Annotated in this window: 9 protein-coding genes; 4 read left to right on the top strand and 5 right to left on the bottom strand. The window is 42.6% G+C overall.

Annotated elements, in window-relative coordinates:
• Positions 1-90: 90 nt before the first annotated feature.
• From ACW6QP_RS06890 to ACW6QP_RS06880, 3 genes are all read left to right on the top strand, one after another.
• Positions 91-777, top strand: coding sequence for a hypothetical protein (locus tag ACW6QP_RS06890; protein WP_457910123.1), 687 nt, complete (start codon positions 91-93; stop codon positions 775-777).
• 257 nt (positions 778-1034) lie between these two features.
• Positions 1035-1220 (top strand): type II toxin-antitoxin system HicA family toxin, encoded by a 186-nt coding sequence (locus ACW6QP_RS06885; protein WP_457910122.1) that lies wholly within the window; start codon positions 1035-1037, stop codon positions 1218-1220.
• A 7-nt stretch (positions 1221-1227) separates the two neighbouring features.
• Positions 1228-1623, top strand: a complete 396-nt coding sequence (locus ACW6QP_RS06880) for a helix-turn-helix domain-containing protein (RefSeq protein ID WP_457910121.1) — start codon at positions 1228-1230, stop codon at positions 1621-1623.
• Between the two features lie 66 nt (positions 1624-1689).
• On the opposite strand, the gene ACW6QP_RS06875 is transcribed toward ACW6QP_RS06880, so the two are convergent.
• Positions 1690-2697 (bottom strand): hypothetical protein, encoded by a 1008-nt coding sequence (locus ACW6QP_RS06875; RefSeq protein WP_457910120.1) that lies wholly within the window; start codon positions 2695-2697, stop codon positions 1690-1692.
• A gap of 806 nt (positions 2698-3503) precedes the next feature.
• The gene (locus tag ACW6QP_RS06870) at positions 3504-5957 is read right to left on the bottom strand and encodes a zinc-dependent metalloprotease (protein ID WP_457910119.1); all 2454 of its coding nucleotides are present in this window, start codon (positions 5955-5957) and stop codon (positions 3504-3506) included.
• Positions 5958-6200: 243 nt separating this feature from the next.
• On the opposite strand from ACW6QP_RS06870, the gene ACW6QP_RS06865 reads away from it, so the two are divergent.
• Entirely contained in the window at positions 6201-7874 is a 1674-nt protein-coding gene (locus ACW6QP_RS06865) for a mechanosensitive ion channel family protein (RefSeq protein ID WP_457910118.1), read from the top strand.
• A 569-nt stretch (positions 7875-8443) separates the two neighbouring features.
• Here ACW6QP_RS06865 and ACW6QP_RS06860 read toward each other — a convergent pair.
• The 3 genes from ACW6QP_RS06860 to ACW6QP_RS06850 all read right to left on the bottom strand — a co-directional run bounded on the left by ACW6QP_RS06860 (position 8444) and on the right by ACW6QP_RS06850 (position 12205).
• Positions 8444-10462, bottom strand: a complete 2019-nt coding sequence (locus ACW6QP_RS06860; RefSeq protein ID WP_457910117.1) for a response regulator — start codon at positions 10460-10462, stop codon at positions 8444-8446.
• Positions 10463-10585: 123 nt separating this feature from the next.
• On the bottom strand, positions 10586-11533 hold the full coding sequence (locus ACW6QP_RS06855; RefSeq protein ID WP_457910116.1) for a DUF6929 family protein: 948 nt from the start codon (positions 11531-11533) through the stop codon (positions 10586-10588).
• Positions 11534-11587: 54 nt separating this feature from the next.
• Positions 11588-12205 carry an SOS response-associated peptidase gene (locus tag ACW6QP_RS06850; protein ID WP_457910115.1) on the bottom strand — a complete coding sequence of 206 codons (618 nt, stop codon included), beginning with the start codon at positions 12203-12205 and terminating at the stop codon, positions 11588-11590.
• Positions 12206-12264: the final 59 nt, after the last annotated feature.

Genomic DNA, 12264 nt, shown 5'->3' with positions numbered 1-12264 from the left:
CTTATTTTTAAAAACTAGCAAATTTTACGCAACCAATTAGAAATTCTTCCATCTTCAAAATAAGCGGAGCTTCTAATTAAAAATTTCTCTATGATTTATTCTGTTTTTTCAAACAAACACCTGATTTTTATCGGCCTTTTCCTGATTTCAACCTGCTCATTATCTGCCCAGGATTTTGAAAAATTCTTTTTAGAAGGCAGCACAGTGGCAAAATTTTCAATAGGTGATAAAACCAGGGAAAATATTCAATACCGGGAAAATGTAAATGTTAATGTGCCAGATAGGTCGCGCTTTGACTCTATGGTTATTGGCTTGAACTTTTCGATAAATTATCGGCTTTCAGAACATTTTAGCAGTGGTCTGGGAACGGGAATAAATGCTGTTATGAATCAGCGGCATCCGGGGGTTAATCGGGAGCACTACGACAATATTTTATTTCCGGTTTTTATAAAGCTGAGATATGAAACAGCTTTATCTGAAACCTGGAGTTTTTTAAGCGATCTTGATGCCGGCTACCAGTTTAGTGATTTCAGGTATGGACGCTCGCCAGAAGGTTATGAGTTCATCGAAAAAGGTGGTTACCTGGCTGCATTAGATTTTGGAATAGGTAAAGATTTTGGAAAATATAAGCCTATGCTGAAACTCGGCTATGAAATTAATCAGTTTAGAAATGAAACCAGCCTGGGTTGGATGGATGCCAGTCTGCAATTTGATGATAAAGTTGAGTATAATACCTATTTTCATATGATTAGGTTGTCGCTTAGTATGCAATTTTAAAAATCTGAAGCTGGAGTACCTGGATCCAGAAAGTACTATTCGCACTTTGCCCCGAAGCAGTAATTTAAAATTAGGTATACAGATGAGCTTCCAAGCATTCTCAAGAAATTTAAGGCCAGGTAAAAATTCCAGGCTTCATTTCTTATATTTATATTATACGTTTTGGAAAATGCAAAAAGGCCGTTCTCGAATGAAAATTTAGTTTGTAAAAAGTAAATAATAATTTACTTTTGTTTCTTGGGCAAAAGCGTATTTGAATGAAATGTTCCCAACTCTTACGAATTTTAATTAAAGATGGTTGGTATGCTGTATCCCAAAAAGGTTCCCACGTGAAAATGAAACACGACATCAAAAAAGGAACAATCATTTTTCCAAATCATGGGAGTCAGGAAATGGGTAAAGGGTTGGAAAAGAAAATTCTTAAAGACGCTGGAATTAAATAGTTGGATTATGAAAAAAAAGAAGAAAATAATAATGACGGTTGAGAAGACAAATACTGGGTTTTCAGCATTTTCAGCAGATTATCCAATATTTACGACCGCACAATCAATTCCCGAGTTGATTAACAATACCTATGAAGCAACTCAATTACACTTTGAAGATGAAAAGGTAAAAGTTGAGCCAAGTGATATTCGATTTGAAATTGACTTTAAACAGTTTTTTAAATTTTATAAAGTAATAAACGCGAAATTTCTTGCTGAAAAAATTGGAATGAATGCTACCTTATTATCTCAATATGTTTCAGGCACTAAAAAACCTTCTGCAAAACAAACCGAGAAAATATTGAACGGGATTCACCAAATCGGCCAGGAATTGAGCGGATTAAATTTGTTGCAAACTGCCTAGCAGAAGATAGATGTACTTGCAATGTAAATTTCATTATGATTAGAAAGTTGCTTTAGCTGAAATTCATCATTCCCTCACTTTTACCACATCTTCCCATTCCCAGCCATCGCGGGTTACGAATTCCAGCAGGCGGGCGCGGCGCTCGTTGCGCAAATCAGCATCCAGGTGCGAATCGTTCGGCTTTAAATTTTTTCTGAAGGCTTCCGGCAAACTTTCATAATATTCAAAGCCGGGTGGATCACAGTCTGCTGGCATAAATCCCGTGGTGAGCCTGTCTTTGAGATGATCTACGGCTTTGCGCAGGATCTCCCAGGAATAGGCCTTTTCTGAAGTGTCTAATTTATAGGTCTCCTGAATGCTAATAGCTTCATCGAGTACCGCAAGGCTTATATGCAGGGCGTGAGACCTATCGCTGGAGTGGAAAAAATGCAAAATGGGATAGGCCAGGTGGCGCTCCCCGTGCTTAATTATAGAAGTCTCCAGGTTGCTAAACCGGTCATAAAGCGGAGCGAAATTCTCGCCGTTATATCCGTTTTCGATGATCTCCTGCGGGGTACGCCCCATCTTCTGAATATGTGCCGCGAGGCTGCGCTTGTCGATCACTGCCTGTAAAACCGGCAATAGGTACGAAATTCCCAAACTGATAAATACCATAGAATTCATCCCCATAATATTCGAAACCAGCCGCCAGGTATCAGATCCCGATTTCAAATCGCCGTTTCCCAGGGAGGTGAGCGTGTAACCTACATAATAGATCTTTCCGATGATATCGGTTTGCTGCCCCGTGGCCGTATCTACCACCGAGCCGGGTTCTGAGATATAAATGAGACTATAACCCAGCCAGATGAGCATACTCCAGCTAAAGACCAGCAGCATAAGAATACTGCCCCCGGCCAGGTTTAGGATAGGGTTTCGCGCGTTTTTTCGCCCCAGTAAAAAGTAGAATTTCCAAACCGAGCGGGAAATCCAGGTCGAAAGTCGGCCGCCCCCGTGAACGTATAAAATTGTTTTAAAAATGTCTACCAGTACTACCAAAAGCACCAGCAAGCCGGCAGCGATCAGGAGGAATTTCATGAATTTTTGATTTGTTGAAGCTTAAAATTAAAGAAGCATTAGAAAATAAGTTGTTTAAGGAATGCTAATTCTTTTTAATCAACCTTCTTAGTGGGTCAGAAATTCCGGAATAAAAAAGAGCAGTGCAGCATCTCACTTCGGTTCTCGGTTGTGGGTTCTCTGTTCTCTGTTTTTTTTAATCCGTCCAGAATTTCATTCCTACAGATCAAAGTAGGAGTTAGCAAAAGCTCCTCCCCTTATTTTCAAGGGGAGGTGGCCGTAGGCCGGAGGGGTGGCTTCTTTGCCCCCTTTTATGAGATTTCTCCCTTCGGTCGAAATGACAATTCTGGGCTTTAGGCTTTTATTATACCGTCTTCGATTGTAATTCCTGCAAAGCGAAATAGGAGTTAGTAAAAGCTCCTCCCCTTATTTTCAAGGGGAGGTGGCCGCAGGCCGGAGGGGTTTTATCTCTTCCCCTTACTCGGGTGAGATTTCTCCCTGCGGTCGAAATGACAATTCCTAGGCTTGGGGCTCTCCGGTTTTTCATCCGACGGTACGAGGTAGGAGCGACGAAGACTCTTATTTTCGGTTCTCGGTTCTCGGTTTTCTGTTTTTTCTGAATTTTGTTTAGATTCAAAACACCTTATAAAAGCTCCTCCCCTTATTTTCAAGGGGAGGTGGCCGCAGGCCGGAGGGGTTTGCAGTTTCAAATAAAAATTCCCATTCTAAATCAACCTACCCCTTTCTTCAGCTCCCGCTCTATGTAACCCACAAAAAAAACCCGAAGAACCTTGTTCCCCGGGCTTTTTTCAAATCTTGAAATTGACTTATGCCTCTGTGGCTAAAGCCGCATCTATCCTGGCAATGAGGTCATCCCAGTGGTAACGGGTTAGGGAGTGATTTACCCCGGCCTTGCGGCGGTTGAGTTCGCTTTTCAGCGCCTGCATTTCGCCACGCATCAGCGGTAGAATATCCGATTTTAATAATTTATCGTTATCTGCTTCTTTCAACTTCATAAGGTATGCTGAAGCGATATCTACATAAGTTCGCTGTAAATTTCTGCGGTAAGCATCAACCTGTTTACGGTTATAAAGCTCGCTGAAAATTCCGCGGCGAAGGTCCTGCATCAAATTCATAGTAGTATAGGCATCAGGACCGTTTACTTCTTCATTTGCGATCATCCTGTTTAGGCGATCTTCATCCAGCAAACTGCTCAGCGCACGACCCTGCAGGTTTTGCACGCGTTCGATTGCGCCGCTGGCTTCAATGCGGTTTAGAATCTCCCGGTCTAGCAGCCATTCGGGGGTGCTAAAGGCCTCGTTTACCAAAAAATTCACGGCTTCTTCCTGTTTCTGCTTTGGGACGTGTTCATATACCACCCCATCCTGTTCGGCTGTTTTTCGGGTTTCGTAGACTCCACCAACATTGGCCACGACGTGCGAGGTATAACCACGCCACATATAGGTTAATTCGCGATAAACTTCCTCCAGATCATCATAGCCATAACCGTCTTTAGAGGTCCATTCAATCAAATTAGGAACAACTTTCTTTAAATTGGCCAGGCCATATTCACTGGCTTTTACCTGGTCGTCGCCCAGACTTTCGCGCTGTGACTGCGGGTCTATGCCGCCATACCCGCTTCCAAATTCATACCAGGGATCTCCTGCTTTTTCTAGAATCCATTCATTCAAAGTTTGTTTTTCGGCCTCTGGAGAATCTGCTTCGGGAATATAACGATAACCCCAGTTAATCGCGTAAAGATCATAGGGCCCCATCATTCTAATATACCGCACCCCTTCATCTTCGGGCTGCGCGACGTAATTTACCCGTGCATAGTCCATAATAGAAGGGGTAAGCCCGTATTTTTGGGTAAACTCAGCCGATCTTAACGAATCGGTAGGATAGGCGGCACTGGCCTTCATGTTGTGAGGCAAGCCCAAAGCGTGCCCTACCTCGTGAGCGATCACCATTCGCATCATTTCGCCAATTTCCGATTCGGGGGTGTTCAACGTTCTTGCATCTTCGGTCTGGGCGCCCGCCTCGATCATAAACCGGTTTCGGTAAGAACGCAGATGGTTGTGATACCAAATAATATCGCTTTCGATAATTTCACCCGTTCGCGGGTCGGTAACCGATGGCCCCACGGCATTTCGGGTGGTGCTGGCTACATAACGCACTACTGAGTAACGCACATCTTCAGGGCTAAATTCAGGATCTTCTTCCTTGCTGGGAGGGTCTTTGGCGATGATCGCATTTTTAAATCCGGCTTCCTCGAAGGCCACATTCCAGTCTTCGATACCCTGTTTGAAGAAGGGTCGCCATTTTTTAGGAGTAGCCGGGTCAAGATAATAAACTATAGGCTCTTCCGGTTCAACCAGTTCCCCACGTTTGTAGGCTTCAATATCTTTGGGAACCAGCTTCCAGCGACGGATTAGTTTATAATCATCGGCCTTTAATTCTTCTGAATCATAATCATATTTGTTAATAGTAAACCAGCCTACGCGATGATCGGCCAGCCGGGGCTGCATCATCTCATCGGGCAATAACACCATAGACTGATTCATCATCATCGAGATGGTCCCGGCCTGGTCGCGCGATGGTGGCTCTTCGGCTTCGTAGGTCATCACGTGCTTGATTTCCACATTTTCGGGATAGGAATTCGCCGATTCGATATACGACCTGCTTTCATCAAGTCTTTTTACCTTATACTCCTTCCGAAGCCTGGACGAAAGTCCGTTGATGGCCTGTATTTCCTTTTCGAAAAGATTATTAACCTGGATTACCACACTGCTGGAATCGGGGCTGTAGGTTTCAATTTTTGAGCTGAAAAGTATAGGGAAATAATTATTGGCCTGTACCGATTGGCTTATAGGCGATTCTTCGTCGCTCTGATTCTCAAAACTAATCACCCGCACATCGATATTGCCTTTGCGTTTACTCCAGCGCACCACCTGTTCATTCACCTTCGAGCCGGCATTTACATAGCCGCCGCCGTAGGAATCGGGTACCCCGGCAATTCGGCTTACCAGCAGCATATCTTTTTCCAGCAGCTCTACCGGGATTTCGAAATACAGTTTATCATCTACAAAATGGGTGGTGAAGAGGCCCTCATCAGAAATGGCATCGCCAGATATCACTTCAGCATAGGGTTTCAGGCCGTTTTTTGATTTTTTTGCGTTGTTTTCGACGGGTTTATCGCTGCCGTCGAAGACAGATTTTTCACTTCCACAGCCAACGGCAAGAAGTGTCGCCAGCCCCAGAACAGGTAATTTTTTAAGCATAGATTTTATTTTGGCCTCAATTTAAGGAAAGCTTTCAAAACCGCATCAATTAGAAGTCTCAACAATTGTTATTATTGCCCTGGGACGTTTAAATTCAGGAATTTTTTACCTTCACGTTTTATTTAAAATAATTTCTTCTGAAGTATGATCTCTAAATTTTCGCGCTCCCACATTCGTTTTTTGATTTTTAGTGTCTTTCTATGCCTCTTTCTTTCCGCAGAAATACAGGCTCAAATACCGGGGTTGAGCCCCAAACAGGAAGAAACAGATCAAAAAGAAATTCCTGAAGATGCGCTGGGAAGAAGAACGCCCCGGGGCACAGTAACCGGTTTTATAAACTCAATGGCAGGGCTTAATTACAGCCGGGCCGCCAGGTACCTGCAATTTCCCGCAGACGATTATGATAAGGATGAGAAAGAAAACCTGGTACGGGTGCTGCAGAGTTTACTGGATACAGGCGGGGATATTTTGCCCTATTCCCTAATAAGCAATTCGCCACAGGGAAAGGTAGACGACGATTTGGAAGCCAATCTCGAACGAATTGGAAGTATCTCGGCCGATGGAGAGTATATCGAGATTTTTGTGATTAAAACCCGCGATGAAAAAGATCATCCCATCTGGCTTTTTTCTGAAGAAACCATAAGCGCTATAGAGAGTTTAAGTTTAGATGATTCGGCACTGGTAAACCGGATAATCCCACAATTTTTAAAAGACCATATCTGGAGCGGGGTGCCGGCAGGGCAGTGGATAGTCGCTGTTTTGCTGCTGTTTCTTTGCTATGGCCTGGCCTGGGGAATTATTAATCTAATTAGCCTGTTCCTGCCAAAAATCTGGAAAGGGGCCGGCCAGGACCCGGCGGCGGGGATTATTAATGCGATTAAAATTCCGCTGATGCTTTATATGGCGGTTTGGATCTTTGTCGCCATTTCTCAAAACATAGGAATGTCTATCATATTAAGGCAAAAATTCAGTGCGCTTAATATGATTGTAGGAATTCTGGCCCTTGTGATTTTGCTTTGGCGCCTTTCTGATTTCCTCGGAAAATTCTCACAGGAAAAAATGGTAATGCGCGGCAATCCCGCCGGAGTTTCAATCGTGCTTTTCCTGCAGCGGGCCGCTAAAATTGCTATCGTAGTTTTTGGAATCATCGCGATTCTTGGGGCTATCGGGATAGACGTGACCACGGGGCTGGCGGCTTTGGGAATTGGAGGTATTGCCCTGGCTCTGGGAGCCCAAAAAACCATTGAGAATTTCGTAGGAAGTGTAACCCTTATAGCCGACAGGCCCATTAGGGTGGGTGACTTTTGCCGGGTAGGCCAGATCACGGGAACGGTTGAAAAAATCGGGATACGCTCAACCAGAATAAGGACTTTAGACAGGACGCTGGTAACCATTCCCAACGGAGCCTTTTCTTCAGATACCATTGAAAATTTTGCGCACAGGGATAAATTCAGATTTATAACCACCATCAATTTTCGTTACGAAACCAGCCCCGATCAATTGCGATATTTACTGGCTGAACTTCGAAAGATCCTGTATGCGCATCCCCGGGTGTTCGATGAACCGGCCCGGGTAAGATTTGTTGGTTTTGGACCCAGTTCGCTGGATATCGAAATCTTTGCCTTTGTAAATGCCGTAGACTGGAGTGAGTTTTTGGAAGTACGGGAAGACCTTCTGCTTCGAATGATGGATGTGGTTGAAAAAAGCGGCAGCGGCTTCGCCTTCCCTTCTCAAACTTTATATTTCGCTAAAGACGGCGGGCTTTCAAAAGAACGGGGAGAGGTTGCTAAAAATCAGGTGAAATCCTGGCAGGAGAAAGGAGAGTTTCCCGTTCCTAAATTTAGTGAAGAACAAATAAAGGAATTAAATGATACCGTAGAGTATCCGCCGAAGGGTTCTGTGATGTATAATAAATAGCAACAGAGAATTTCAATAAAAAAGAGGCCGTTTTAAATGGAATTTAAAGCGGCCTCTTTGAGTTATATTATTCCCGGTATATCCCGGGTTTTGAAATATAACTTATAACAGGTGAATTTAGAATGGTTAATAAACTTGCGTTTATTTGAAATCAAAGATAATTGCCAAATTCCCAAAATAATCTCAAAAGGCTGCTAATAATTACCTAAAGACTTTTAAAACCAGATTAAAATTTCAATTTCCATAAACGGAGAAGAAATCTATGTTCAGGAGCAGGTTAGATCGCCTTATCTGTAAAAATCCTTAACGTTTTAGGCTTAACTAGTTAAAGTTCAGATATTTTAGAATTAATTAAGACTTATAAATTTTTTGCGGGCCTATATTGGGCCCCGGTTAAAATTCAATGTATAACATTGAAAGGATAACCGGAAAATTCAGAAATAACTGTTTTTTCAAACAGGCTTAAAATATCCCGAATTCAATAAAATTTCGACCTTTTTTGCCCCGGGAATTTTAATATAGCCTAAATGACTACCCGCCAACTGTGCCCTACCACAATTGGCGGTTTTTTATTTTACACTGGGTTCGGGGATATATTTGCTTATTTTTTGAAGTAATTCGGCCGGCTCTATGGGTTTGGTGATAAAGTCATCACAACCGGCTTCTATGGCTTTATCCTTATCACTGGCCTGAGTATAGGCGGTTTGGGCAATAATTGCAATTTCTGAATTTTTTTCACGAATTATTTTAGTGGCTTCAATCCCGTTTAATTCAGGCATTTTCATATCCATTAAGATCAGCTCAAAATTTGCTTGCTTTTCAAAGATTTCAATAACCTCCTGCCCATTTCTGGCGCGCTTTACTTCCAGGCCGGCTTTCTTTAAAATTCGCTCCAGGAGAAAATAACTAATGTTGTCATCTTCAGCTACCAGAATTTGAGCTTTTTGCTTAAAGCTTTCTACCAGCGGGTTAAGTGCAGACTCCAACTCTGTTTCAGGAATTTCAGTAGGATTATAAGGTAAATCGAAATAGAAACTACTGCCTTTGTTGGGATTCTGTTTAACCCAAATATTGCCATCAAGCAGCCGCAGGTGCTCTTTTACTATAGAAAGGCCAAGGCCCGAACCTTCGTAAGGTCTGTTCATATTTACGTGGCCCTGAACAAAAGGTTTGAATATGGTATCCAGTTTTTCCTGCGGAATGCCCACCCCCGAATCTTTTACATAAAATATAATGCGATCTTCCTTTACATAATTCCCAAAACTAATGCTGCCTTCTGTAGTAAACTTAATCGCATTATTGATGAGGTTGGTGAGCACTCCTTCTAAAATATGCCGGTCGGTTTTAATGCTGCTACCAGGGCCCATAATCTGGTTGCCTATTTTAAGCTGTATATTATTTTCGGCGGCGTGCAGCTTAAAGAAATTATACTGGAATTCCATCACTTCAGGCAGGGAAACCGGCTGTAAATTCACCTCTACCTGCTTTGAATTAATTTTTGAAAATTCAATGATATTATTGATGGTGGTAAGCAGGCGATTCCCGCTTTTAATTACAATATTGATATATTTCTGTCGCTTCGAGGCTTCCAGGTCTGGCTCTTTTAAAAGCTGCATAAAGCCTATAATCCCATTCATAGGGGTTCTTATTTCGTGTGACATATTCTGGAGAAAAGCCGATTTTAAGCGGTCGCTTTCTTCAGCTTTCACCTTGGCTTCCTGTAATTCACGGGTTTTACGGCGTACATTTAAGTCGAGTAAAAAGGCAAAAAACAGGCTTAAGATTAAACCGCCGGTTAGAGCGTAGAGCAGCCAGATTAACCATTGCGGAATGGGATTGCGAAAGTGTTCATCGAACCAGTATTTTAGAGAACTATAATAAACCGAGCCCGGGTCATTTTTTTGGGCAGAAATATGGCTGTCGAATACACTCACAACCGATGCCGGGGTTTGAGGCGAAAATCCCAGGTATAATTCAATTGGGCGTAAAACTATGCCTGAAGGAAACAGGCTGTTATTCATATAAGTTGAAAAAGCCATAAACCTGTCGGCAACAATTCCATCCAGTTTTTTGTCTTTTAAGGCTTCAACAAGTTCAGGTTGGGTCTCGTAGGTGCGCAGCCTATAACTTATATTAAAATCGTTGGCAGCTTGTTGTGCAAAATAATCGGCCTGCACCGAGCCTGCAAGAAGGCCAATTCTTTTTCCATCCAGGTCCTGCATACTGCTTATCGCATTTGGCGTATGTGTAAAGATCTCCAACCAGGAACCAATTACAGGTAGGCCACTTAATTTAAATATCGAATCCCGTTCTGCAGAGTAGGCCATATCGGGCAATAAATCGATTTTTCCCTGTTCCAGGGCATCCAAAAGATCGCTCCAGGCCCCGGTTCTGTATTCGAGATAGATATTTTCTTCTGCAGCTATTTTTTCAATGAGGTCTATGAATATCCCCTGGGGTTTATTCTTTTCATCCAGGAAAATTTTTGGGGCATTGTCGTAAACCCCCACCCTCAAACTATCCTGAGACAGAAGAGGGGTAGATAAAAAAAGCAATAACAGGATCAGGGAAATGTGAATTTTCCTCATAGATTCCGGTTTAAATACCGGTTAGTTAGTGTAGGGAATACCGGATTTATGTAGGAATAAATATAAAGAATAAATTGAAGCACAGTACATTATATGGATTTTGAAGTAAAAAAAATACGAAAATTACCAACTAATAATTCCCTTAACTATATAAGAGCTTCCGCCATCACTGTCGCTCACCATTAGAATTTCGGTGCTGCGGCTGCCTCGTTTTTTCCCCAGGGCAACCGATTCTATCTTCAGGGCAGGGCCGTCTAGCACAATGGGGTGCCATTCAATATTGGCTTCTGAAGCCAAATCATCAAGAGCAATTACCCCCAAAAAGCTACCCAGAATCTCACCGTCGTCATAAGCATTGGGCGTGGCTTCAACTGAAGCGGTAATAAGTAAAATTCTTTCAGCAGGATAAAAACAGGCTCCCGAAAATCGGGCTTCCACGTCTTGTATTTTTGGAAGTTCAAATTCCAGGCTTTCAAAATCGAATGTTGATGATTTATTTTTCACCCTCTTTAAAAACTCATCCTGCCTGAATTTAAAAATGCGGTTCGAGCCTCTGTCCAATAGCAGCAGGATATTTTCCATAGCTGCCAGGCCTTCAATATTGAGGGTTTTTCCATCTTCACCGGGATTTTTTCTGAACTGATCATAGAGACCGGCCAGGGAATACTCCTCGATTTCGGGCACTTCTGGATTGGGGTTTATGAGGATCATTTTGTCGCGCTCAGGGCTCAAAGAACCCGAACCCATAATGAGAAACTGTTCATCGTCCAGCACTTCCATAGCTTCAAAATCGGGTTTGCCGGCTTTGGGAACCTTTAAACTAATGCTGTCGAAATCTATGCTTGTTTCATAATACTCCAGCTGGGTGATTTGATGAAATTTATCATTCAGTTTAAACAGGTAAGGAGTGTCATCTCCTATAATGTAGAAATAGGATTTGTAGTTAACTATCCCTGAAGCGCTGGGAATTCCCACCAGTTCCACGCCGGGTTCCATCTGGAAATAGGGTTCTGAAACCTGGCAGGAAGAGAGAAATACCAGTAAAACCGATGTAAGAAACTTTAATTTCATCGCGGCTAAAATATTAATTTGGCCTTAAGGGCAGCCTTAAAAAGTGCTAAGATTTTAGATTTTTTCGGCCTCCAGTGCAACCTCGTAAGGAAAGGCAAACTCATTGATTTCGCTACCTGCCAGCCAGCGACTCCGGTCCTGTTTTTTAAGAACCACCGGCATTCGTTTTTTATTGTTATGAATTTCGCTCATCAGGTCATTGGCCTGGGTGGTGAGGATGCTGTAAAAATTTATTAGCGCACCGTTTTCCGGGTTTTTCCAGGTGGAATAGAATCCTGCGAAAGCGAAAATTTCCTGCTCGATGGGATGAATGAGATATTTCTGTTTTTGTTTTCCTTTGGCATCCAGCCATTGCCATTCGTAATAGCCATCGGCAATAATCAGGCATCTGTTTTCTACTGAATTTCTAAAAGCCGGTTTTTGGCTGGCAGTTTCAATTTTGGCATTGAGCGTCATTTTTTTAATCGAATCATCTTTAGCCCAAAACGGCACCAAACCCCACTGAAACATTTGAACTTCACCCGAATTTTCATCGGTGATCACCGGGGTTTTGGAAAAAGTAAATGCGTTGATCTCCATTTGGGGAGTATAAGCTTCGGGTTCAATAAACCGCGCCTCGAAGGCTTTTTCGATATCGGTAAGTTTTGAACTTAGTTTGGTTCGGTAGCACATAATTCTTTGTTATGTTTAAAAATAAGGCTTTCTGTCAAGTCTTAAAAGTCTGTTATTTC

This window comes from Salegentibacter haimaensis, from assembly GCF_054121495.1.
This window is presented reverse-complemented; position numbering and strand designations above follow the sequence as displayed.